At 69.9% G+C, this 22,604-nt stretch carries 27 protein-coding genes and 1 pseudogene; 5 read left to right on the forward strand and 23 right to left on the reverse strand.

The window, feature by feature from the left end; all coding sequences use genetic code 11:
- Positions 1–107: 107 nt before the first annotated feature.
- Genes ABTX18_RS28105 through ABTX18_RS28120 form a run of 4 tightly spaced genes read right to left on the reverse strand, consistent with a single transcriptional unit; the run spans position 108 to position 3,781 of the window.
- Positions 108–773, reverse strand: a complete 666-nt coding sequence (locus ABTX18_RS28105) for a response regulator (RefSeq protein ID WP_352125573.1) — start codon at positions 771–773, stop codon at positions 108–110.
- Positions 770–2,029, reverse strand: a complete 1,260-nt coding sequence (locus tag ABTX18_RS28110; protein ID WP_503061222.1) for a sensor histidine kinase — start codon at positions 2,027–2,029, stop codon at positions 770–772. The genes ABTX18_RS28105 and ABTX18_RS28110 overlap by 4 nt, the downstream gene beginning before the upstream one ends.
- Before the next feature lie 31 nt (positions 2,030–2,060).
- The gene (locus ABTX18_RS28115) at positions 2,061–2,852 is read right to left on the reverse strand and encodes an ABC transporter permease (protein WP_352125574.1); all 792 of its coding nucleotides are present in this window, start codon (positions 2,850–2,852) and stop codon (positions 2,061–2,063) included.
- Complete coding sequence (locus ABTX18_RS28120) at positions 2,849–3,781, reverse strand: ATP-binding cassette domain-containing protein (RefSeq protein WP_352125575.1); 933 nt, start codon at positions 3,779–3,781, stop codon at positions 2,849–2,851. The genes ABTX18_RS28115 and ABTX18_RS28120 overlap by 4 nt, the downstream gene beginning before the upstream one ends.
- A gap of 217 nt (positions 3,782–3,998) precedes the next feature.
- On the opposite strand from ABTX18_RS28120, the gene ABTX18_RS28125 reads away from it, so the two are divergent.
- Positions 3,999–4,559: a GNAT family N-acetyltransferase gene (locus ABTX18_RS28125; RefSeq protein WP_352125576.1), complete on the forward strand. Its 561-nt coding sequence runs from the start codon at positions 3,999–4,001 to the stop codon at positions 4,557–4,559.
- A gap of 33 nt (positions 4,560–4,592) precedes the next feature.
- On the opposite strand, the gene ABTX18_RS28130 is transcribed toward ABTX18_RS28125, so the two are convergent.
- The gene (locus ABTX18_RS28130) at positions 4,593–5,420 is read right to left on the reverse strand and encodes a class I SAM-dependent methyltransferase (protein WP_352125577.1); all 828 of its coding nucleotides are present in this window, start codon (positions 5,418–5,420) and stop codon (positions 4,593–4,595) included.
- A gap of 71 nt (positions 5,421–5,491) precedes the next feature.
- On the opposite strand from ABTX18_RS28130, the gene ABTX18_RS28135 reads away from it, so the two are divergent.
- Positions 5,492–6,097 carry a TetR/AcrR family transcriptional regulator gene (locus tag ABTX18_RS28135; RefSeq protein WP_352125578.1) on the forward strand — a complete coding sequence of 202 codons (606 nt, stop codon included), beginning with the start codon at positions 5,492–5,494 and terminating at the stop codon, positions 6,095–6,097.
- Positions 6,098–6,149: 52 nt separating this feature from the next.
- On the opposite strand, the gene ABTX18_RS28140 is transcribed toward ABTX18_RS28135, so the two are convergent.
- The 15 genes from ABTX18_RS28140 to ABTX18_RS28210 form a co-directional block, all read right to left on the reverse strand.
- Positions 6,150–7,655, reverse strand: a complete 1,506-nt coding sequence (locus ABTX18_RS28140) for a P-loop NTPase family protein (protein WP_352125579.1) — start codon at positions 7,653–7,655, stop codon at positions 6,150–6,152.
- A 1-nt stretch (position 7,656) separates the two neighbouring features.
- Positions 7,657–9,075, reverse strand: a complete 1,419-nt coding sequence (locus tag ABTX18_RS28145; protein WP_352125580.1) for an ATP-binding protein — start codon at positions 9,073–9,075, stop codon at positions 7,657–7,659.
- 54 nt (positions 9,076–9,129) lie between these two features.
- Positions 9,130–10,680, reverse strand: a complete 1,551-nt coding sequence (locus ABTX18_RS28150; protein WP_352125581.1) for an SCO6880 family protein — start codon at positions 10,678–10,680, stop codon at positions 9,130–9,132.
- Positions 10,677–12,041, reverse strand: a complete 1,365-nt coding sequence (locus ABTX18_RS28155) for a hypothetical protein (protein WP_352125582.1) — start codon at positions 12,039–12,041, stop codon at positions 10,677–10,679. Before ABTX18_RS28155 ends, ABTX18_RS28150 begins: the two co-directional genes overlap by 4 nt.
- Positions 12,031–12,894 carry a DUF8175 domain-containg protein gene (locus ABTX18_RS28160; protein ID WP_352125583.1) on the reverse strand — a complete coding sequence of 288 codons (864 nt, stop codon included), beginning with the start codon at positions 12,892–12,894 and terminating at the stop codon, positions 12,031–12,033. The genes ABTX18_RS28155 and ABTX18_RS28160 overlap by 11 nt, the downstream gene beginning before the upstream one ends.
- 182 nt (positions 12,895–13,076) lie before the next feature.
- Entirely contained in the window at positions 13,077–13,385 is a 309-nt protein-coding gene (locus tag ABTX18_RS28165) for a DUF8827 family protein (protein WP_136330506.1), read from the reverse strand.
- A 304-nt stretch (positions 13,386–13,689) separates the two neighbouring features.
- On the reverse strand, positions 13,690–14,394 hold the full coding sequence (locus tag ABTX18_RS28170; protein WP_352125584.1) for a ribonuclease FAU-1 family protein: 705 nt from the start codon (positions 14,392–14,394) through the stop codon (positions 13,690–13,692).
- 89 nt (positions 14,395–14,483) lie between these two features.
- Positions 14,484–15,068, reverse strand: coding sequence for a hypothetical protein (locus ABTX18_RS28175; RefSeq protein ID WP_352125585.1), 585 nt, complete (start codon positions 15,066–15,068; stop codon positions 14,484–14,486).
- A gap of 111 nt (positions 15,069–15,179) precedes the next feature.
- Positions 15,180–15,614 (reverse strand): DUF6892 domain-containing protein, encoded by a 435-nt coding sequence (locus ABTX18_RS28180; RefSeq protein ID WP_352125586.1) that lies wholly within the window; start codon positions 15,612–15,614, stop codon positions 15,180–15,182.
- Positions 15,615–15,664: 50 nt separating this feature from the next.
- Positions 15,665–16,357 carry a DUF5701 family protein gene (locus ABTX18_RS28185; RefSeq protein ID WP_352125587.1) on the reverse strand — a complete coding sequence of 231 codons (693 nt, stop codon included), beginning with the start codon at positions 16,355–16,357 and terminating at the stop codon, positions 15,665–15,667.
- 198 nt (positions 16,358–16,555) lie between these two features.
- A complete protein-coding gene (locus ABTX18_RS28190) occupies positions 16,556–16,978 on the reverse strand; it encodes a hypothetical protein (protein WP_352125588.1) in 423 nt (140 codons plus the stop codon).
- Between the two features lie 115 nt (positions 16,979–17,093).
- Positions 17,094–17,666: a dihydrofolate reductase family protein gene (locus ABTX18_RS28195; RefSeq protein WP_352125589.1), complete on the reverse strand. Its 573-nt coding sequence runs from the start codon at positions 17,664–17,666 to the stop codon at positions 17,094–17,096.
- Between the two features lie 150 nt (positions 17,667–17,816).
- Positions 17,817–18,074 (reverse strand): DUF397 domain-containing protein, encoded by a 258-nt coding sequence (locus tag ABTX18_RS28200; protein ID WP_503061223.1) that lies wholly within the window; start codon positions 18,072–18,074, stop codon positions 17,817–17,819.
- Positions 18,067–18,255, reverse strand: a complete 189-nt coding sequence (locus ABTX18_RS28205; RefSeq protein ID WP_352125590.1) for a DUF397 domain-containing protein — start codon at positions 18,253–18,255, stop codon at positions 18,067–18,069. Before ABTX18_RS28205 ends, ABTX18_RS28200 begins: the two co-directional genes overlap by 8 nt.
- 11 nt (positions 18,256–18,266) lie before the next feature.
- Positions 18,267–18,635: a DUF5753 domain-containing protein gene (locus tag ABTX18_RS28210; protein ID WP_352125855.1), complete on the reverse strand. Its 369-nt coding sequence runs from the start codon at positions 18,633–18,635 to the stop codon at positions 18,267–18,269.
- Here ABTX18_RS28210 and ABTX18_RS28215 point away from each other — a divergent pair.
- Positions 18,617–19,075 (forward strand): ATP-binding protein, encoded by a 459-nt coding sequence (locus tag ABTX18_RS28215; protein ID WP_352125591.1) that lies wholly within the window; start codon positions 18,617–18,619, stop codon positions 19,073–19,075. The two genes, ABTX18_RS28210 and ABTX18_RS28215, sit on opposite strands and share 19 nt — an antisense overlap.
- 283 nt (positions 19,076–19,358) lie before the next feature.
- Positions 19,359–19,955: a Uma2 family endonuclease gene (locus ABTX18_RS28220; protein WP_352125592.1), complete on the forward strand. Its 597-nt coding sequence runs from the start codon at positions 19,359–19,361 to the stop codon at positions 19,953–19,955.
- Positions 19,956–19,963: 8 nt separating this feature from the next.
- Here the strand turns inward: ABTX18_RS28220 and ABTX18_RS28225 are convergent.
- Together ABTX18_RS28225 and ABTX18_RS28230 are read right to left on the reverse strand one after the other, a co-directional pair.
- Positions 19,964–20,275 (reverse strand): annotated as a pseudogene (locus ABTX18_RS28225) (GNAT family N-acetyltransferase); the annotation flags it as partial.
- 110 nt (positions 20,276–20,385) lie between these two features.
- Positions 20,386–20,829 carry a winged helix-turn-helix transcriptional regulator gene (locus tag ABTX18_RS28230; RefSeq protein ID WP_352125593.1) on the reverse strand — a complete coding sequence of 148 codons (444 nt, stop codon included), beginning with the start codon at positions 20,827–20,829 and terminating at the stop codon, positions 20,386–20,388.
- Positions 20,830–20,960: 131 nt separating this feature from the next.
- Here ABTX18_RS28230 and ABTX18_RS28235 point away from each other — a divergent pair, with 131 nt between their 5' ends.
- Positions 20,961–21,833 carry an aldo/keto reductase family oxidoreductase gene (locus ABTX18_RS28235; protein WP_352125594.1) on the forward strand — a complete coding sequence of 291 codons (873 nt, stop codon included), beginning with the start codon at positions 20,961–20,963 and terminating at the stop codon, positions 21,831–21,833.
- Between the two features lie 253 nt (positions 21,834–22,086).
- On the opposite strand, the gene ABTX18_RS28240 is transcribed toward ABTX18_RS28235, so the two are convergent.
- The gene (locus ABTX18_RS28240; protein WP_352125595.1) at positions 22,087–22,572 is read right to left on the reverse strand and encodes an anthrone oxygenase family protein; all 486 of its coding nucleotides are present in this window, start codon (positions 22,570–22,572) and stop codon (positions 22,087–22,089) included.
- Positions 22,573–22,604 lie beyond the last annotated feature (32 nt).

Genomic DNA, 22,604 nt, shown 5'->3' on the forward strand with positions numbered 1-22,604 from the left:
TACTGCAGGGGGGACCCTGTGGGAGAGTAGGACGCCGCCGAACTCCTTTTGATAGTTAAGCCCCGTGCCCTTGTGGCACGGGGCTTTTCTGCGTTTACAGGGTTTTCTCAGCCCGCCGTGACCAGGTGGGTGTCGTACGCCAGGATGACCGCCTGCACGCGATCCCGGGCTCCCGTTTTCGCGAGGATGCGCGAGACGTGGGTCTTCACGGTCGACTCGGCCAGGTGGAAGCGTTCGGCGATTTCCCAATTGGTCCAGCCGCGGCCGATGACGGTGAGGATTTCCCGTTCCCGGTCGGTGAGTTTCGCGATCCGTGCGTCCGGGGTCGCGGGTCCGCCGGGGGTGGGCGGCAGGTGTTGTACGTATGCGTCGAGGAGGCGACGGGTCAGGCTCGGGGCGACTACCGCGTCGCCGCAGGCCACGGCACGGATTCCGGAAAGGAGCTCCTCCGGGAGCGCGTCCTTGATCAGGAAGCCGCTGGCGCCGGCGCGCAGACCGTCGTACGCATAGCGGTCCAGGTCGAACGTGGTGATGATGAGGACGCGGGTGCGGGAGCCGGTCCTGATGATGCGTCGGGTTGCCTCGATGCCGTCGAGCAGAGGCATGCGGATGTCCATCAGGGCGACGTCCGGCTGGTGTTGGGCGACGAGCTGGAGGGCTTCGTGGCCGTTGGCGGCTTCGCCGATGACCGTCATGTCGTCCTGGCTCTCCAGCAGCATGCGGAATCCGAAGCGTTGCATCGGCTGGTCGTCCGCGATGAGCACGGTCGTCACGAGGGGGAGTCCTCCAGGGGGAGTCGGAGCCGCACCTGCCAGCCCGAGGCGGTGGGCGGCCGGCCGGCTTCGAGTGTGCCGTCGTACAGGGAGGCGCGTTCGCGCATGCCCGTGATGCCCTGACCGCTGCCGTCGAGCGGGCGGGTGGTGGGGCTGGGGGTGCCGTTGTCCGTGATCAGGGCCTCCAGTTCTGTCGGACGGTACGTCAGAGTGACGTCGGCGGCCAGAGGATGGTCGGTGCCGGCGTGCTTCAGCGTGTTGGTCAGTGACTCCTGCAGCACTCGGTACACCGTGAGTTGCCTGCCGGGGGTGAGCGGGACGGCCGGGGGTGTGCCGTGGCGGTGCAGGCGTACGGGGAGGCCTGCGCTGCGTACGCCGTCCAGGAGGGCGTCGATGTCGTCGAGGGTGGGTTGCGGGGTGCGGTCGGCCGGGTCCGGGTGGTCGCGCAGGACGCCCAGCAGGCGGCGGAGTTCGGTGAGGGCCTGGCGGCTGGTGGTGCCGATGGCGTCCAGGGCCTGGGCGGCCCGTTCCGGGTTCTTGGCCGCGGCGTAGGCGCCGCCGTCCGCGAGGCCCGTGATCACGGAGAGGTTGTGGCCGATGATGTCGTGCATCTCCCGGGCGATCCGGGTCCGTTCGGCGGCCGCCGCCAGCTGGGTCTGCTGGTCGCGTTCGCGTTCGAGTCGGTCCGCCCGGTCGACGAGGGCCTCCGTGTACTCCTTGCGCGTACGCACCAGGATGCCGGCCAGGGCGGCGAACGCGAAGGTGTACAGGTGAGGGAGGACGATCCGGTCCCAGTCGTCCGGGAAGTGACCCGAGCCGATGACGAGCGGGGCGAGCACGATCGCGCCCGACCATGCCAGGGCGCGCATCGGCTGCCTGACCGCGACGTTGAAGACGACGATCTCTTGGAGGAAGGCGGCCTGGAGGACCGCCCCCGTCCACGCGTTGGCCAGGGAGAACGGCGCCATGAACAGCAGCACCGCCAGCGGGTGGCTGCGGCGCCACAGCAGCGGGGCGGAGAAGGCCACGCTCATCGCCAGGACCAGCGCCGTCGGCACGTCCCGGTCGACGGCCACCGTGCGCCAGCCGCCCGACGAGACGTCGAGGACGGCGAACAGGACCCAGAACATGGTGAGCAGTCCGTCCCGCACGAGGGGGCGGCGGCGGTCGAACGCGCGGACGCGCTGGAACAGGCGCTGGATGTGCCCGGTGAGCGGGAAGGCGCCCGGTGGCCGGTGTATGTCGTCGTCCGTCACTCGTCCATCCTCGCGTGCGGGCCCGTCCGCGTCATGCGTCGCGGCGTCGCAGGAGCGCGGCCGCCGCGATCAGGGTGGCCGCCGCCCACAGGACGAGGGCGGTCAGGGCCCCTCCGGTGGAAGCGGCGTCGGGGAGCGGTGTCGCGGAACCCAGCACGCCGGCTGACTGGGTGGGGAAGTAGCGGACGGCGGTTTCGACGGCGTCGTACGGGAGCATGGTGAGCACCTCCGGCAGGACCATGACGCCTCCGATGAAGGCGCCGATGGCGCCCGGGACCGAGCGGAGCAGGGCGCCGAGTCCTAGGGCGATGAGGCTGAGGAGGGTGGCTCCGACGGCGTTGCCCGCCACTGCCCGCAGGATGCCGGGGTCGGTGAGACCGGCAGCCTGGTCCGTGTCGTGGAGGAAGAGCTGCGCGACGGTGAACGTGAGCAGGGAGGCGGCCAGCATGACGCCGAGGACGGTGATGGTGAAGACGGCCGCCTTGGCCCACAGGACCGGGAGGCGTCGCGGGACCGCGGTGAGCGAGGCACGGATCATGCCGGAGGAGTACTCGCCCGCGGTGACGAGGACGCCCAGTACCACCGTGCAGAGGGTGCCGAGGGTGGTGCCGTAGAGGACCAGGATGACGGTGTCGACGTCCGAGTCGCCGCCGGCGGACGTGTAGGTGGTGCCCATGACGATGCCGACGGCGAGGATCAGTGCGACGGCGGAGCCCAGGGTGATCCAGCTGGAGCGCAGGGTGCGGAGCTTGTGCCACTCGGAGCGCAGCACCCGGGCCGGGGTGACGCGGTAGGGGTGCGGGGTGGTCGTCGTGGTGGTCATGCGAGGGCTCCGGTCGGTTCGGGGGCGGCGATCCGGAACTCGACCGAGTCCTGGGTGAGGTCCATGAAGGCCTGCTCCAGCGAGGCCGCGAGCGGGATTAGTTCGTACAGCGGGATGGCGTGGGCGGCGGCGACGCGTCCGATGTGGGCGGAGTCCGTGCCGCGGATCTCCAACGCGCCCGGGCCGTTCGGACCGGTGATGTCGATGCCGGGTCCGCGCAGGAGTTCGCGCAGGGCGGAGGCCTGGGGGGTGACGACCTTGACCGCGCTGCCTCCCGCCCTGGCGACGAAGTCGGCGACCGTGGTGTCGGCGAGGAGGCGGCCGCGGCCGATGATGACGAGGTGGTCGGCGGTGAGCGCCATTTCGCTCATGAGGTGTGAGGAGACGAGGACCGTGCGGCCTTGGGTCGCGAGGGATTTGAGCAGGTTGCGGATCCAGAGCACGCCTTCCGGGTCGAGGCCGTTGACGGGCTCGTCCAGGATCAGGGTGGCCGGGTCTCCGAGCAGGGCCGCGGCGATGCCGAGCCGCTGGCCCATGCCGAGGGAGAAGCCCTTGACCCGCTTACCGGCGACGGCGGTCAGCCCGGCCAGGTCGAGGACGTGCTCGACGCGGCTGCGCGGGATGCCGTGGGTGTGGGCGAGTGCCATCAGATGGTGGAAGGCGGTGCGGCCGGGGTGGATGGAGCGGGCTTCCAGCAGGGCGCCGACCTCGGTGAGGGGCGCGCTGTGGGTGGCGTACGCGCGTCCGCCGATCGTGGAGCGGCCGCGGGTGGGGGCGTCCAGGCCGAGGAGCATGCGCATGGTGGTCGATTTGCCTGCGCCGTTCGGGCCGAGGAAGCCGGTGACGGTGCCGGGGCGGACCGTGAAGTCGAGGTCGTGGACGACGGTGGTGTCGCCGTAGCGTTTGGTGAGTTCGTAGGCCCTGATCATGCGGTCGACGCTACGGAGCGGGCGGCGGCCGGGCGTCGGACCTGGGGCGGGACGTGGCGGCGGACGTAGTACCGGGGTACGACGCCGGTGCCGCGGGGCTTTCGGGGTGCGACGTCCTTGCTGCGGGGGCTTTTCGGGGTACGACGTTTTTGCCGCGGGGGCTTTCGGGTCCGAATGCGATTGCGCGGGGGCGGGAGCGCCGGTCAGGATCGGTTGTATGGACTACGTGATACGGGCCGTGCGGGCCGGCGAGTGGCGGTCGGCGAAGGAACTCAGGCTGGCGGCGTTGCAGGATCCGGCCGCTCAGGTGGCGTTCCTGGAGACGTACGAGCAGGCCCTGGAGCGCTCCGACGACTTCTGGCGGGAGCGGACGGCCGGTGGGTCGGAGGAGGGCGAGGGCCGGGTGCGGCAGTTCGTCGCCGAGGCGCCCGACGGCAGCTGGGCGGGGACGGTGACCGTGCTGGTCGAGCGGCCGGAGGACGAGGTGCGGTTCGGTGAGGCGGCGGTGGTCCATCAAGCCCATGTGGTCGGGGTGTTCGTACGGCCCGAGGAGCGGGGCAAGGGGGTGGCGGAGGAACTGTTCCGGGCCGGGATGGACTGGGCGTGGTCGCTGGGTGAGCCGTTGATCGAGCGCGTACGGCTGTATGTGCACGAGGACAATCCGCGGGCGGCGGCCGTCTACCGGCGGATCGGGTTCGTGCCGACCGGGGAGACCGTGCCGATGCCGGGTGACCCGGCGGCCAAGGAGCTGGAGTACGCGGTGGCGCGTCCGTCGTAGGCCGTCGTAAGGCCCGCCCCGGTAGCGGCCGGTTCAGCCGGTGCCGGTGTGTACGGCGGTCGTGGCCAGGGTGGTGTAGTGCATCGTGAAGCGTCCGCCGAGGGAGTCGATGGCGTCCTTGACGGCGTCCAGGATCGCGGTCAGCTGCTCGGGGCGGAGCCCGGTGAGGCCGCCGGTGGTGGGCAGCAGGTCCAGCCACTGGTCGCGGGTGTAGGTCTGTTCCCAGTCGAATTGCCACTGTTCCGGTTCGTCGAATTGTCCGGTCTCACGGATCGTGTCGGCGATCTTCGCGTAGGCCGCCCGGTAGACGGCGAGCGGGCGTCGGGCGGGTCCGCCGGCGAACGGGGAGTCGGGGGCCGCCCGCCGGTACGCGGCGGCGAAGGGTTCGGCCACTTCGGCGGGTGGTTCGTACGCGTGGCCGAAGATGGCCAGACGTCCTCCTGGGCGCAGCACCTGGGCCGCCTTCGTGGCGCCGGTGGACGGATCCACCCAGTGCCACGACTGGGCGGCGATGACCGCGTCGAACGTCCGGCCCGCGGGCTGCCAGGCTTCGAAGGTCGCCACCTCGGTGTTCAGCCCGCGGGATTGCGCGAAGCCGGCCATCCGGGGGTCGGGCTCGAGGCCGAGCACGCTGCAGTCGGCGGCCTGGAACTGGCGGGCCGCGATGCCGGTTCCGCAGCCGATGTCGAGGACGGCGGGGCCGGGGCTCCCTTCGACGATCCTGGTCACCAGCGCGGCCGGGTAGCCGGGCCGTGCCTGGTCGTAGCGTGGTGCGTCCACGCCGAACGACTCGGCGATCCGCCGGGCCTCGTGAGGCTTCGCGGGGGCTGGTTCCGGTTGCTCTCTCGGTAGGATGGGCATGCGCCCACCTTAGTGGGCACCCGCCCACTCGACAACGGTGCGGGCGGGCTGGCTCACGAGAGGATCTGCGAGTGCCGACTGGTGTGCACCTTCGCGACGCGCGGCAGCAGCTGTTCGACGCCGCCGGACGCGTGCTGCTGCGGGACGGACCGAACGGGCTGACCAGCCGGGCCGTCACCGACGAGGCGGGCTGCGCCAAAGGCGTCCTGCACCGCCACTTCGCCGACTTCGACGCCTTCCTCACCGACCTCGTGCTCGACCGGGCCGCCCGGCTGGAAACACAGGCGCGTGCGCTGAGCGAGTCCGCCGGTACCGGCACCGTGACCGGCAACCTCACGTCCGCGCTGACCACCCTGTTCGGACCGATTCCGGTGGCGATCATCCCGCTCATCACCTTCAGGGCCGAGCTGCGCACACGGCTGCGGCAGGCGAGGCCGGGAGGGGGCATCGCGATTCTCGCCGAGGCCACGACCGCGGTCTCCGCCTATCTGGCCGCCGAGCGCGAACTGGGCCGGGTCGCGGCCGACGCCGACATCGACTCGCTCACCCTGTCCCTGGTCGGCGGCGGGCATCTCCTGTTCACCGACCGCGAGACCCCCGGGCCGCCGGCCACGGCAGCCGTCGACAGGTTCGTCACCGCGGCCGTCGCCGACGCCGTGCAGCGCCGGCCGCAGTGACGCGTGTGGGGGTTGGGTGGGGTCGGGGGGCGTACGGGGTTGGAGCCCTGGCTCAGAGGGTGGTGGGCGTCTGGAGCTGCTCGGTCCAGCGGGCGCGGGCCTGTTCGCGGGAGCGGAGCAGGGCGAGCGTCGGCAGCCCCTGGTCCTCGCCGGTCGCCAGGAGCTCCGGCAGCCGGGGCAGCGGGGCCACGGCCGCGATGTCGTCGAGGACGAGCGTCAGGGGCGGGTCGAGCCGGCCGTCGGGTGACCGTGCGGCCAGGCGGCGGCCGTGCTCGACCACGTCCGAGGCGAGCGCGGTGAGCAGGGGCATCGCCCCCGGGCCCGAGCGCGGGCTCTCGATGGGTTCGCCGACCACGTAGAGGCTGCCCCCTTCGGTTGCGAAGGATTCCAGCGCGAGCGCGTCGGCGCGGTTCGGTGTGCAGGCGTCCCGGATGTGCACCGAGGACAGGGCGCCGAAGGCCCGTACCGTCAGCTCCTGGGCCATCTCGCGGCGTTCGGGATGCGCGGTGAGGGCGGATTCCAGCAGGCCGGCGAGTCCGGAGGCCGCCTTGGGGTGCGTACGGAGCAGGCGCACCGGTTCGTGGGCGCTGCCGCCGAGGGCCCAGCGGTGGACCTGGCGGAAGGGGCGGCCGTCGATCGCGGCGGCGTGCAGCCAGCACTGCAGGAGGGTCTCCGCTGTGTCGGCCGTCGCCGCGTCGATGCGGGACTGCGGTCGTACCGGGGCGAGGAGCGCGGCGGCGCGGGCGGCCGCGCGGTCGGACTGTTCGCAGCCGGTGGTGGGGGACCAGTGGAGCCGGCCCGGGGTGTCGCAGAGGTGGCCGGGGTCGTAGACGAGGACCGGGCCGAGCTTGGCGCGGGCGTCCTTCGTCTCGGCCCAGACGCTTGGGTCGGAGGTGACGACGAGCACGGGCCCGTCCGCCTCGCGGATGGCCTGGACGGCGGTGGGCCGGCGGGTGGCGGCGGGGCCGTAGACGACGAGGGGCGTGCGGGGGGAAGGGACGATGGGCGGGAGGGGAGCAGGGGCCGCCTGTTCGGTGACCTGCTGGTGGGTCGTGTCCGACGGGGCGGCCCGCTCGGTGACGGGTGGGGCGGGTGCGGGTTCCCGGTGGGCGGCCCGCGCCTCGTCCACGTACTCCTGCGGGGGCTCGTTCCGCTGTCCCAGCCGCTCGGCGCGTTGCCGGGCCCGTACGCCTCGCCAGCGGGCGATCACGCCCATCACGAACACCGTCAGCACCACCAGCACCATGAGTTCGCCGATGAACAGGCCCCAGAACAGCCCGTACCCGGAGAGCTCGCCGGCCGGGGTGGTGGGCCAGGCGGCGGGCAGGTCGTGCGGAGCTCCCACCAGTCGGCGCATGGCCAGCGGGGTCTCGGCGAGGGTGACGGCCTCGGGCCAGCCGCCGTGGGCGAGGAGGCCGGCGAGACCGGTGGCCGTCCAGGCCAGCAGCGTCAGTCCGAGCAGGAAGAGCAGCAGCCCGATCAGCAGCCCGTCGGGGATGCCGCCGGCGCTGCTCCCGCTGCCGCCGTTGCGTACGTCGCCGCGCCCCGCACCCGTCATGTCATGCCACCGTTGACTCGGACGACTCGTTCAGCCGTTGCTGGTTCTCGATGCGCGCCGCGCGTTGCTCCGCCTCCAGTTCGGCGGCGCGTACGTCCTCCGGGAGGAGGTCGACGGCGGAGGACTCGGTCATGGCGCGGTCGGTGAAGACGAGGGGGCGTTCGGCCTCGGTGATCAGGTGTTTGACGACCTGTACGTTGCCGTTGACGTCCCAGACGGCGATGCCGGGGGTGAGCGTGGGGATGATCTCGACCGCCCATCGGGGCAGCCCGAGCACCCGGCCGGTGGCTCTGGCCTCGTCGGCCTTCTGGGCGTAGATCGTGCGGGTCGAGGCCATCTTCAGGATGGCTGCGGCTTCCCGCGCCGCGGCTCCGTCGACCACGTCGCTGAGGTGGTGGACGACGGCGACGAACGAGAGGCCGAGCCGTCGGCCGAACTTCAGCAGGCGCTGGAAGAGCTGGGCGACGAAGGGCGAGTTGATGATGTGCCAGGCCTCCTCCACCAGGAAGATGCGCTTCTTGCGGTCGGGCCTGATCCAGGTGTGCTCCAGCCAGACGCCGACGATCGCCATCAGGATCGGCATGGCGATGGAGTTGCGGTCGATGTGCGAGAGGTCGAAGACGATCAGCGGGGCGTCGAGGTCGATGCCGAAGGACGTCGGTCCATCGAACATGCCGCGCAGGTCGCCGTCGACGAGCCGGTCCAGGACGAGGGCGACGTCCAGCCCCCAGGCCCGTACGTCGTCTATGTCGACGTTCATCGCCTGGGCGGATTCCGGTTCCGGGTGGCGCAGCTGGTCGACGATGTCCATGAGCACGGGCTGGCGGTCGGTCGTGGTCTCGTTCACGTAGGCGTGCGCGACCTTGAGGGCGAAGCCGGAGCGCTCGTCGAGGCCGTGGCCCATGGCGACTTCGATGATGGTGCGCAGCAGGGCGAGCTGCCCGGTGGTGGTGATCGCGGGGTCGAGCGGGTTGAGGCGGATGCCGCCGTTGAGCGCTGAGGTGGGGTCGAGGCGGATGGGGGTCAGGCCCAGTTCCTGGGCGATGAGGTTCCATTCGCCGACGCCGTCCTCGCCCTGGGCGTCCAGGACGACGACCTGGCGGTCGCGGAAGCGGAGCTGGCGCAGCACGTAGGTCTTCTCCAGCGCGGACTTGCCGTTGCCGGACTCGCCGAGCACCAGCCAGTGCGGGGCGGGGAGCTGTTGTCCGTACAGCTGGAAGGGGTCGTAGATGTAGCCCTTGCCGGAGTACACCTCGCGGCCGATGATCACGCCGGAGTCGCCGAGGCCGGGTGCGGCGGTGGGCAGGTAGACCGCCTGGGCCTGGCCGGTCGAGGTGCGGACGGGCAGCCGGGTCGTCTCCACCTTCCCGAAGAGGAAGGCGGTAAAGGCGTCCGACAACGCGGACAGCGGATCTCGCATGGCGTGACTGACCTCCCTCTCGGTGTCGCGGTCTCGGTGTCGCGGACGGGTGGGCTAGCGGCGGATGCCGGTGGCGAAGGGCAGGGTGTTGACGAAGGCGCGGTGGTGCTCGCGGTCGCACCATTCGAGCTTCAGATACGACTTTCCGGCGGAGGCCCGGATCGTCCGCTTGTCGCGGGCGAGCGACTCGGGCGAACGCGAGGACACGGTGATGTACCCCACGAGGTTCACTCCGGCCGCGCCGCTCGCGAGATCTTCACCCCGCTGGTCGAGCCGGCCGTGGGCGGCGATGTCGCGGGGGTCGACGGTGCGGTTCATCTTGGCCTGGCGGCTGGCCTCGGCCTCGTCGTTGGTCTTCTCGGTGAGCATCCGCTCGATGGCGATCTCGGTGGGCTCGAGGTCCATGGTGACGGCGACCGTACGGATCACGTCGGGGGTGTGGACGAGGAGCGGGGCGAGGAAGTTGACGCCGACGGGTGTCATCGGCCACTCCTTCACCCAGGCCGTGGAGTGGCACCAGGGGGCGCGGGTCGACGACTCGCGGGTCTTGGCCTGGAGGAACGTCGGCTCGACCGCGTCGAGTTCGGCCGGCCAGGCGTTGCGCTTCGTCATGGCCTGGATGTGGTCGATGGGGTGGTCGGGGTCGTACATCGAATGGACGAGGGAGGCGAGCCGGCTCTGGCCGAGCGGCTGGCGGACCCGGATGTCGGCTTCGGCGAGGCGGGCGCAGATGTCGGTGAGCTCGCGCGCCATGACGACGGCGAGTCCGGCGTCCCGGTCGAGCTTGCGGCCGGCGTGCGGGCGGGCGGCGCGGGCCATGGCGTTGGCCTCGGCGGCGAGCTCGCGGGTGAAGTGCATGCAGGCGACGAGGTAGGCGCGGTGCTGCTCGCTGGAGGTGGAGACCATGGACTGGAGCTGTTCGTACGACTCCTGCAGCCAGCCCGGGGACGTCTTGTCGCCGCGCTGGGCGACGTCCTTGGCGTGGGCGTCGGGGTCGGCGGGCAGGGTGCGGGCCAGCATCTGGATACGGGTGACGAAGCCGTCGCCGTTGGCCACGTGCTTGAGGAGGGTGCCGAAGCGGTCGACGAGTGCTTCCTGGTCCTCGCTGTCGCGCAGCCCGACGCCGGGCCCCTCGATCTCGATGGCCGCGGTGACGGTGCGGCGGTCGGCGTGGAGCAGTACGGCGATTTCGTCGGGCCCGAAGGGGGCGGCCAGCCAGTTGATCCGGCCGATGCCGGGCGGGGGCCCGATCTCGACCTCACGGCCGTCGGCGCTGACGCCCGCTTCCATGGCGGAGGAGCGGTAGGTGGTGCCGCGGCGCAGAGAGCGCTTGAAGCTGCGGTTGATCTCAAACCACTTGTAGAAGGTGCGGTGCTTGTACGGGACGTAGACGATCGCCAGCGCGAGCAGCGGGAAGCCGGTGAGCAGCACGATCCGCAGGGACAGGACCGGGACGAGCAGCCCGCTCATCATGCCGAGGAACGCGCCGCCGATGATCAGGGCGATCTCGCCCGTCTCGCGGTTCTTGCCGACGATCGCGTTCGGCCGGGCGCGGCCGATGAGATACGTACGGCGGGGCGCGATCGGATGGGACTGGGTGCTCAACGCCCGCCACCTCCTGTGCTCTTGTTACCTGAACTGCCTGATCCGCCGCGTGTGCCCCGGCTGCCGTGCGGGGTGCCGGAGGTGGGGCCCGAACCGCTGCGGGGCGGAGGTGCGGCGGAGGGGACAGATCCGCCGCCGACCCCGCTCCCGGAGTTACGGGAGCTGTGTGCGGCGACTCCGCCGCTGACCGGGTTGGAGGGCCGTCCGCCGCCGCTGTTGCCACCGCCGCCGTCCTGGCCGCCGCCGCGGCTGCTGTGGGTCTTGATGCCCTGCGAGACGAGAGCGGCCGGTGAGCTGATCATCGCGGCGGCCTGGGAGCCGTCGGTGGCCTGCTTGCGGTTGGTGCGGGCGCCCTGGATCTCGTCGCCGAAGCCGGGGACGAAGCGGTAGATCATGCCGGAGGCGAAGATGGCGAGGAGGATGATCGCCAGCCCGGACACGACGGCCGAGAACGCGTCGGGCCCGTCGTCGGACGACAGCGCGCCAGCCAGCCCGAGCACGATGACGATGACGGGCTTCACCATGATCACGGCGATCATGATGCCCGCCCAGCGGCGTACGTGGCCCCACATGTTCTTGTCGACGAGCCCGGCGTACACGGCGGTTCCGAGGAGGGCGCCGACGTAGAGCAGGGCGGCGCGGATCACGAGCTCCAGCCAGAGGATGCCTGCGGCGAGGATCGACACGAGCGAGACGACGATAAGCATGATCGGCCCGCCGCCGATGTCGGCGTCCTTCTTGAGCGCGTCGGCGAACGACCCGAAGAAGACGTCCGTCTGCCCGCCGGAGGACGAGGAGATGACCTCGGTGACGCCGTCGGTGGCCGAGACGATCGTGTACAGGATCAGCGGCGTGAACGCGGATGCGAGCACGGTGAGCCACAGGAACCCGATGGCCTCGGAGATCGCGGTGGTGAGCGGCACGCCACGGATCGCCCGCTTGGCTACGGCGAGCAGCCACAGGACGAGCGTCAGCACGGTGGAGGCGGCGAAGACGATCGCGTACTGCTGGAGGAAGCGGGTGTTGGTGAAGTCGACGTTGGCGGTGCTTTTGACGGCCTCGCTGAGCTTGCCCACGATCCACGCCGCGGCGTCGGCGCAGCCGCGGCCGAGGGAGGTGAGGGGGTCGAGGGCGGGGTCGACGCTGTCGGGGAGGTTGGACTTGGGGGCGGCTGCGTCGCCGCCTTCGCAGTAGTTCTTGGCGGGCCCGATGAGTAGGTCGCAGGCCTTGTTGCTCGGGCTCGGGGACGGAGAAGGCGTGGGCGCGGCGACGGCACGCGCGGAGAAGACGACAGCGGCTGTCTGTACCGCAGCCAGGGCGGTGACGATGGCTCGAACGCCGAACCGAGGGCTACCTGGCATAAGTGAAGCCTCCGTATTCCTCGACAGCCTTGCTGATCTCGTCAGAGCTGGAAGCGGCCACATCGCCGGGGACGGGGGCGGGTCCGTCCCTTTGTGTGTCGCTGACGGCTCTCCAGCCGCCATCCGTCCAGGCGAGCTCGACGGTCCAGGTCTTCCACGAGGTAGTGACGGGGTCGGTCGAACCCGGACCGGACATGCCGATCAGCCCCGTGTACCAGACCGATACCTTGGCTGTATCGCCGCCGAAAGACTCGACCTTGGTGCCTACGGGGATCGTTCGCGAAACGAATGTGTTGCCCTGCGGCGCATTCCCCTCGGCATCGAGGCCCAGCTTCTGAAGAAAGCCGGGTGAGTACGCAGCGTCCTGCGGGCCCTTGAGCTTGCTCGCGGCGCCAGAGGTATAGATGCTGTCCACGATGGCGTGACGGTGATCCTTCGTGAACATTCCAACAGAGCCGAGCGCGACCGCGAAGTTGGACGCCGCGCTCTGCGCCCCCTGCTCGTCATGCGCGAACCCCGACGGGATCTCACCGTTCGTCCCCGTCACCGGTTTCGTCCCCGTAGGGGCGGTCGGCGCAGCATCCGTCTTCTTGCCGTTGCTCCCCGAGGCACCGTTCCCGCCGTCCCCGTCGCCACCGCCCATGTTGGCGAACGCGATCGCCGCGAGCAGCAGGACGATCACGCCCACGACTGTCACCAGCGAGCGCGAACTGCGCGCCGGGCGGCGGGGGCCGTAGCCGTCGCCGCCCTCGCCGTCGGGGAGGCGGGTGCGGGTCTGGCGGGTGCCGCCGAGGGTGCTGTAGCCGTCGCCCGTACGCCCCGAGTCGCTGCCGTAGCCGTCGTCGTGACTCATGCCGCGTACGCCCCCTCAAGCGTTGCCTGAACCGTGTCTTTGTACGACGGTAGCCGTGCTGGTTGCCGCGCGGAGGCGGTGTGGTGACTCGTCATCAGGGAGACGCAACCTCTGCCGGTGGGCACGACGGACGGATGGTGAGGGTGGGCGGGACTGCCCCTGGGCGTGGGGTCGACGGGTGGTTAGACGGCCATCCCGTAGACGATGGTGAACACGGTCCCCAGCGATCCGATGATGAACACACCGGTCAGGCCCGCGACGATCAGCCCCTTGCCCTGTTCCGCACTGAACGTGTCGCGCAGGGCCGTCGCGCCGATGCGCTGTTTGGCCGCGCCCCAGACGGCGATGCCCAGGCAGAGCAGGATCGAGATCGCCATCACGACCTCGATCATGACGCGGGCCTCGTTGCCCAAGGTCCCGAACGGGCCCCAGTTCGGGGCGATTCCGCCGATGATGGTGGTGATGTCGCCCTTCTCAGCTGCCAGGATCATGTAAGTCACCGCCCCTGTTGGGTAGTTCGACGCCCGTGCCGCACGGCACGAGTCACCCTCTATCTTCGCTGATGAAACTGCTCTCGTACGACGACTTGGCGGCTCTCTTTACCCGGATCTCGTACATATGACCGGTCTGGCCGTCCTGACCTGCGGATCGAATCGGTGTGTGAGGGATTTACGTCTGGTTACTCTGTGTATCACGGAGGGTGACGCCGGGCAATGATCGCCATCGCGCCACCCTGGCCGAGACCTGCGGCAAGGGCCGAACCGCACCCATCAGGGGAGGCCGGGCCGGGCGCGGTCACAGGAGCGGGTGGCGGGGGACCGGGGACCGGGGCGGGGTCCGCCAGGCCCGCGGCGGCCGGAAATCGCACCAGGAGCCGTCGAAGGGAAACGTTCCGGCCTCTGCGAGCCGGGCCACCCTGGCCCCTTCGGTCCTGATGGCCGCTGCCTCCTCCGCGGTCCAGTACGCGGGATGTCCCGTCTTCTCGGCGAAGGACTCTTCGTCCTTCCACTGCCAGGTCCGGTCCGGCGCCACGTTGATGTCGAGTTCGTGGTCGGCGATGTCGATGTCGTCGCCGTGGTGGATGCGGCGCTCGAGGTTGACGTACCAGCCGCGGAACTTCTGCCTGCGTCCGAAGAGCCAGAGCACGGAGTGCGCGGCACCCGTCGGCTGGTAGAAGAGGGCGCTGCCCATCGGCCACCGGCCGGCGATCACGGGATAGCCCTCGGCGGGCCGCTCGTGCGGGGCGATGTCACGCAGGTGTGTGGCCCCGCGAGGCAGAGCCGTGCGCCACATCGGGGTGCCCGTTTCCATCCAGACCAGTTGACCCTCGGCTGTGTGTTCGACGAGGCGTACGGGTACGGAGGCGCTCAGGTGGCCGCCTATGAAGAAGTTCCAGTGCAGGACCCGGCCGGGGGCGTTGATCCCGCGGTTGTTCGTCCCGACTCTCGTGTCGGTCCTTGTGCTGCTGCTGCTCGTGTCGTCCCTCTTGCCCGCTTTCATGCTGTTGATCATGCCCGCGGTGAGGTCTCTGGACACGTGTCCGGACGAGCTGCCCTGATCCCTCGTCAGTGGCCGCTGTCCCGGCCGGCTCAGTGGCCGCCCCGGTTCTCCACACACGGTCCCGTTCCCGGTTGGGGTTCGGCGTAGGCGCCGTGCACCTCGATGCTCAGTTCCTTCGCCGTCACCTGCCCGGACACGCACACGTCTCCCGTGTGAACGCTGTAGAGCCCGTTCCAGATGTAGACGCCGTGTTCCTTTCCGCAGCCCAGATGCGCCAGCGCGGCCGCGATCCGCTGCTCGCTGACATCACCCTCCTTGCGGGCCTTCTCCAGTTCGTACCGGATGAGCCCGGCCGAGGCCTCGCCCTTGGCGCGTTGCGCCGGGCTGAGCTCGGCCGACATGCGGTAGGCGTGGTTGTCGGCGTAGTTGGGCGGTTGGTCCTCGTTGCCTCCGCGCCGCGGTGCAGCGGTCGTGGTCGTGGTGGGGGAGGAGGACGCCTTCACCGGGGGAGCTTCGGAGGGCTGGGCGCACTTCGGCCGGGGCGCGAACGACGGCCGTGGAATCGGCGACTGGGCCTGCGGCTGCCCGGAGTGCTCGGTGCCGCACGCGGTCACGGTGAGCGCCAGCAGTGTGGCTGCGGTGACGGTACGTCCGAGGCGCGTTGTGAGGGTCATGTCAGGAGTCTCCCGCCCGGGTCCGTGCGACGCATGAGTAGGGGTACTCGTACGCGATCCTCGCGGTGGCCGACGCCGAGGCGTCGGCCACCGCGAGTCCACCGCCCGGGATCAGTCGACGGCGATCCCCCGGGCCGCCAGTACGTCGACGTCGAACGCGGCGCCCATCCCGCAGTTGTCGACCCCCTCGATCAGCTTCAGGTTCGGCAGCAGGTCGAGGTCGTCGAGCGAACCCACGTCGTAGAGGTCGTCCTCGCCGTCCCAGACGGGGGAGCACTCCTGGTACACCTCGAGCCCGCCGTCGAGGGTGAGCTCCTCGACCGTTGCCAGCAGCTCCGTGCTGATCTCCAGCGACTCGAAGTACGTACGTGCCTCGGCGAGGACGGTGTGGGCGAGGTCGTTGTCGTACGCGTACGTCTGCGGGTCGTCGATCCCCTTGGCCTTCAGGCAGTCCGCGATGCGGAACGCGGGCGTGATGGTCTCGTCGTTGTACATGAGCTGTTCGATGACGAGGAGCTTGAAGTTGAAGTCGCGGAAAGCAGGCATGCGGGGAGCGTAGCGAGGGGGTGTGACAGCCGGTCGGGGCGGCCGCTGCTCTACGCGCCCGGGAGGCGGCGGCCCGTTGTGGAGCCGAAGCCGAGCCAGGTGTGCCGGTTGCCCGCCCAGCACCAGCCGGCCTTGGGGGCGTTGCGCCGCTCGCGGCCGTCCCTGCCGGTTCCGTTGCTGATCCAGAGCGCCGGCGTACGCGCGTCCAGGGTGCCGTTGGCCTTGCGAAGCCGGGAGCCGATGGTCATGAAGCAGTGGTTGCGCTCCAGGGCGGCGGGCTGCTGCAGGACCCAGTGGATGCCTTCGGCGAGCAGCAGTGGGGTGCGGTCCTGCGCGGTGAGCGCGGGCAGCGCCTCGTCCGGGCTCCAGTTGGCCATGTGGTCGCCGCGGTCGATGCCGTCGAGGACGTAGAGCGGTGCGTCGGGGACCGTGAGGGTGTCGATCGGGGTGAAGAGGTCGACGTCGGGCATGTCGACGACGACGAAGCCCGGTTTGTCGTCGCGGCGAAGCAGGGGCGTGAGGGCGGATGCGGGGGCGCGGTCCGGGTGGACGGCGAGCAGCCCGCCGCCGTCGCCGTCGCTGTTCGCCTGGGCCGCCTCGGCCGCTTTGGCGAAGTCGCGGATGTCGGCAGCGGACAGCTCGGCGATCTCGTGGACCCCGAGCCCGATCAGTGTCTCGGCCTGCGCAGTCAGGGGCGACAGCGCGGGGAGGGCGGTGGTGGTGACGGGGGTGGGTTCGGGCACGATGCTCCTCGGGCGGTTGCGGGTGACGTGGACGGCGCAGGCGTAACGAGGGGGACTCGCCGGAACGTTCCCCTCCCCTTTGCAGTTCTCACGACTGTCGGTGGCGGCGGTGGTAGGCGACGGCGACGGCCCCCAGCAACGGGCCCCAGAGGACGAGCGGCTGGTACAGCAGCCCCACGACGATGTGGCCGGTGTGCGTCATGTCCGCGTGGGGGAACGTCCACCACCACGCCATCGGTGTCCACAGCGCGATGAGGCAGAGGCTGCGACGAGCGCGGGCACGGTCGCGGCCAGCGGGTGGACCGTACGCCCGCCGATGCGCGGAAGCCGGCGCGGCAGCACTTCGCCCCACGGGCAGACCAGGCCGAGGGTCAGGAGGGTCGGCAACTCGGTCGCCATGCTCAGGAACAGCATCCACGCCTTCGCGCCGGGTGTCTCGAAGGCCGCGAACCCTTCGGCCGTGTACCCCGCCGGGATTCCCAGGACGAGTGCGATGCGCCAGACGCCCGCCGGGAGGGTGACGAGTGCGGCGAGGTGCGCAGCCCGCACGGCCCAGCGCGGGGCGGGGGCTGAGGTGGCGGGTGTGGGGAACGGGGCGGGGGTCCTGGTCTCCATCTCCATGCGCTCAGCGTGTCGCGCGCACCCGGTCGTCGCGTCGCCCTCCGCGCCTGTTCCGTATGCCCCAGGGGAGGACGGCGGCGCGGAGGACCTCCGCTGTATGGGGGAGGGAGCCCTGTCAGTGGACGACGTCGAAGACGTTCTTCTGCAGGCCGTTGGCGTAGGCCTCGTGCTCGACGAGCTTCAGCTTCTGGGTGTCCTTGTCCGTGGCGCTGAACAGGCGCTTGCCCGCGCCGAGCAGGAGCGGGAAGACGAGCAGGTGGTAGCGGTCGATCAGGCCGGCGTCCGAAAGGGCGTGATTCAGGGAGGCGCTGCCGTGGACGATGATCGGACCGCCCTCGGTCTCCTTCAGTGCGGCGACCTCGTCGAGGGAGCGCAGGATCGTGGTCTCGCCCCAGTTTGAGACCAGGTCGTCCTCGGTGAGGGTGGTGGAGACGACGTACTTCGGCATGACCTTGTAGTCGGCGAAGTCCTCCATGTCGGGCCACACGGGGCTGAACGCCTCATAGCTGTTGCGGCCCATCAGCATCGCCGTGGCTTCGCCCTGCTCCTTGCCCTTGATCTCGAAGGCCTCGGGGAGGAACTCGACCTCCTTGAAGGTCCATCCGGAGTTCCGGTATCCGGGCTCTCCGCCCGGGGCCTCCATCACGCCGTCGAGGGAGATGAAGGCGGTGCTGATCAGGGTGCGCATCTGGTGATCCTCGGAGTCTCGTGTGGTGCGTCAGCGGTTACGGGTGGTGCGTGGCAGTGCGTGGCGGTTCGTACGTCGTACGCGTGACCGCAACGCGTCAACGTGATCTTTGACTGCGGTACGACGAAAAACTCATCGGACGCCACCGAGTCAACCGGTTGCGGGGTGCCGAGGACGGGCCTGCTGAGTGTCAGAGCTCGGCGAAGTGGTCGAACTCGCCTGCCCGGACGCCCTTTGCGAGCGCTCCCACTTGGCGCGCGTGGTCGTGACGACGTTCTCGGGGGCGCTGGTCTCGCGCAGGTACACGAGATCGTCCGCCCCGAACGCGACTTCGATCCAGGGCCCGGGCCCTGGATCGTCCTTGGGCGCGGCGCGGACCCAGGTGAGGGTTGCGGGGGCGTCAGTCATCGAGGTGCTCCTCCTTGAGCGCGCGGAGGAGGGCGCGGAGGGCGGTGGGGGTGGTGCGGAGTATCGCGCCGGTGGGGTCGCCCGATTCGGTCAGTTTTACGGTGCCTCCGTGTGTGGCGACGTGCACGCAGGAGTTGCCCTGGGCGCAGTAGGACGACTTCTGCCAGACGTGTGCGGTCATACCGGGTCCCTTCACAGAGAGCGCGCGATGGTGTGGATGAAGTTCCTGGAGTCTTCCGGGTCGAGGGCGATGGCTTCCATCCGGCTCAGGAGGACCCGGTACTTCTCCACCTGTGAGTCGGTGTCGAGGAACACCGGCCCGTGCGACTGATCGAGGTTGACGGTGTCGAGTTGCGGGACCGGTCCGTGCGCGTAGTAGATCGACTGGCCCGACCCCGCGAAGCTCCCGGCGGCGAACGGAATGACGTGCACCGAGATGTGCGGGAGTTCGCTCAGTGTCAGCAGGTGTTCCAACTGCTGACGGGCGACCTTGGGGCCGCCGAACTGCATTCGAAGTGCCGCTTCATGAATGACAGACTTCCATGGTCCGCACCACCGTATCGCCGCCCTGGACGTACACCATCCAACTCCCGCAGGATCCCCGGGCTCCGGGGGTCGCCCGGGCCACCCTCCGTAACGTCCTCCGCGTCCACGGCATGTCCGAACTCACCGAAAATGCCGAACTCCTGGCGAGCGAACTCGTCACCAACGCCTACCAGCACTCCTCGGGGCCGTTCTCCCTGCGCATGCGCGACGCCGGGCGCAGCCGGATCCGGCTCGGCGTCCGGGACACCGAACCCCACATCCCGGCGCCCTTCCGCTGGAGCGCCCATGCGCCGCAGGAACTCGCCGAACGCGGGCGCGGCCTCTATCTCGTCACGCTTTACGCGGAGAGCTGGGGCGCCTACCCGATGCGCGGCGGGCTTCCCGGGCAGGGCGGCAAGCTCCTGTGGGTCGAATGTACTGCCGAGCCCGATTGTCAGCGGCGTGATCTATCGTGACTGTGTGTAGTGAAGATGTGTCGGTTTGCGGGCGACTGGGGGCGTGATGTCCGAAGCGTATGAATACCTCTCGCAGTACGGTGGGACGGCCGCCGAGCGCGATACGGGACCTCCCTCCCGCACCCGCTCCGCAGGCGCCGCACCCGCTTCGCCGAGACGGAGGCCGAGACACATGTCCGTTCCGCGTCCGCTGCGTCCACGGCCGGGAACCCTCCGGGAGACCGCCGAGCAGATCGAAGAAATGACGGGTCTGCGGGTGCAGGTCCTGGGAGGAAGCCTCGTGATGTCTCCGACCCCACGCGGCAAGCACGCGGGCGTGATTTACCGACTCGAGGAGGAGATCAGGCCGAGGCTCTCCGATGCTCTGGTGGCCGCGGAATCCGTGTCGATCGAGATGCCCGAGGACCCGGACGACTACGTGACTCCGGACCTCACCGTGTGTCCGGCCGCATTTCTGGAGTCCGACGACTGGCTCATCGACCCGGGAGACGCCGAACTGGCCGTCGAGGTGATCGCGCAGTCGGAGAAGGCCCGCGACGTCAGCCAGAAGAACGACTGGTACGCCGTCGCGGGCGTCGCGGCCCTGCTCGTCATCGACCCCCGGCACGGTACGTGGGCCCTGCATACGCGGCCCGGTGGCGGCGCGTACCAGGAGCGGGCCCGGCGGCAAGTACGGCGAGGGGATCCCGCTGCCGGATCCCCTCGGCCTCGTCGTCGCGACGGACGCGTTTCCCCGGTACGGGGCCGGGGCGGCGGGGTGAGGCGCGCCTCCGAGGCGGCTTCGGCGACTTCGCCATCGGGGCGTGGTCGTCATTTCACAGAACGCGAGGGCGTCCGAAAAACCTGGTCCTCGAGCAACGGTACGAGCGGGGAATGGTGACGCGAAGATCACCGCACCGATGGGCGCTGGTGTGTGGCCCAGTGTTCCGCGGCGGTAATGCCCAGCAGCACAACGTCGTGGTGACTGCCAGCGAAGAATTCATGCTGGCGGAGCCGTCCCTCCTCCACCAAGCCCAGCCTGCGGTGGAGGGCAAGGGAGGCGTCGTTGAAGGCGTAGACCTCCGCCTCGCACTTGTTGTAGCGCTGCTCGGCGAACATGCAGCTGAGGACGATTTCGGTCGCCTCGACTGCGTATCCCTTGCGGCGGTGATCGGGGGTGATCGACACGATCATCACCGTTCGTAGCCTGATCCGCCGGGCCTGGGCCACTCACCGCTGGGACGATCGCCCAAGCGACGTCCTTGAGCTCCGCCCATCGGCCAGTCTCTTACGCGCAGACTGTTCCCGCTGGTCAGCAACCCTGTTGCGGTTCAGACGACGCGGGTCTCGTAGGTCTGGCGGTTGGCGAGCACATCGTCCATGTGCACCTCGGCCCAATCCTTGAGTCCCCGCATCATCTCGTACAGGGACAGGCCCAGATCGGTCAGTTCGTAGGAGACCGTGACCGGCACGGTCGGCACCACGGTGCGGGACACCAGGCCGTCGCGCTCCAGGGAGCGCAGCGTCTGGGTGAGCATCTTCTGGCTGACGCCGGCCAGCAGGCGCTGTAGCTCCGAGTAGCGCATCACCCGGGGCTCGCCGGTGCAGTCGGCGCCGGGCTCATGCGCGCTGTCGCTGCCGAGCGCGGCCAGGATCAGCGTGACCCACTTGTCGGAAATTCGGTCGAGTAGCTTGCGGCTGGGACAGGCCGCCACGAAGGCGTTGTACTCCGCCTTGGCCTGTGCCCTTTGCTGGGCCGCCGTCATCGTCGCCATGGACTGTTTCCTCTCACCTGCGGGTGCCCTACGAACTCGGAAGTGCCTACTTCCCGATAGGAAGCTACACACCAATAGTGGTGCAAGGAGCCGTCAGGCACCATCCTCTGGCTCGACACGAAAGGCACACCATGAGCACGCCCTCCGCCTCGCTGCCCGGCGGCACCTGGAACCTGGGCGACCTGACCGTCACACGGTTCGGCTACGGCGCCATGCAGCTCGCCGGCCCCTGGGTCATGGGCCCGCCCGCCGACCGCGACGGCGCACTCGCCGTCCTGAGCGAGGCCGTCGGCCTTGGCATCACCCACATCGACACGGCCGACGCCTACGGGCCGCACATCACCAACCAGCTGATCCGCGAAGCCCTGCACCCGTACCCCGACGCGCTGCACATCGTGACCAAGGTCGGCGCGACCCGGGACCAGGAGGGCGGCTGGCCCCCGGCGCGCAAGCCCGAAGAGCTGCGCAGGGCCGTCACCGAGAACCTGGAAAACCTTGGTCTCGACACGCTGGATGTGGTCAACCTTCGGCTCGGCGACGCCCAGGGCCCCGTGACCGGTTCGCTCGCCGAGGCGTTCGAAACACTCGTCGAACTCCAGCAGCAGGGGCTGATCCGGCACCTCGGCGTGAGCAACGCGACGGCGGCACAGGTCGCAGAGGCGCGCTCGATCGCGCCGATCGTGTGCGTCCAGAACATGTACAACCTCGCTCACCGCCAAGACGACAGCCTGATCGACGAACTCGCCGAACAGGGCATCGCCTATGTGCCCTTCTTCCCCCTCGGCGGCTTCAGCCCGCTGCAATCCTCCGCGCTCACGGCCGTGGCCACCCGGCTGGACGCGACACCGATGTCGGTCGCCCTGACCTGGCTGTTGCAGCGGTCGCCGAACATCCTGCTGATCCCCGGCACCTCGTCGGTGGCGCACCTGCGAGAGAACGTCGCAGGTGCGGAACTCCAGCTCTCCGACGACGATCTCGCCGAGCTGGACAAAATCGGCCGCTGACCCCACGGCACACAGCAGCGCCGTGAATTGGTCCCACAACGGGCCGGTCGGCCATGCTGGAAGAACGGGCACAGGTCTCCCCAGTGATCACAGAGCGTCGCAACTCCGTGATCACGGAGACCTGTGCTCGCCCCCTGCCCGAGTGCCCCACCCGCCTGTCTGCGCGGGCTCATAGCCCGCATCAGGCAGCGGGCCACCCATGACGGGCGCCCACGCGCAGTCGACAACAGGGCGAACGTTGCCTGATGCGGCATTAGGGGGTGTCGTCTGGATCTTGAGCGGAGTGGTTTCGGCGCAGGGAGAGAAGGATCAGCAGCGCGAAGGCAGCGAACGCGGCGCCCGTGCGTGCATAGTTGAACGCCTCCCAGCGAGCCAGGACCTCGGCGTGATCAGCGGGGGCCGAAGTGGCCGCCCACTGCTTGATCCGGCCGTTGATGGGGACGTTGCCGAGACGGGTGATGAGGAACGACGCAACAGTGAGGAGTCCGGCCCCTCCCGCCAGCCGCCGCAAGGCGCCACGCGTCATGGCGGCAAGCGCGAGGGAACTGAGCGCCGACATGCCCATGGCGCCTTGCATGGTGATGCCGTTCATCTGCATCAACTGGGCATGGAAGGACAACCTCATGTCGAGCGGTACGGCGTTGAACGTGGGGACCAGGTTGGCGGCTCCGTAGCCGAACGCACCGGCGAGGGCGCCGGTGGACAGCAGGGCAAGGCCCTGGACCAGCCGGATGCGCATGCGGTTCACTCCCCCGTCTCCGCCCTCCGGTG

The sequence above is a fragment of the Streptomyces sp. NPDC096323 genome, from assembly GCF_040302845.1.
Classification (GTDB): Bacteria; Actinomycetota; Actinomycetes; order Streptomycetales; family Streptomycetaceae; genus Streptomyces.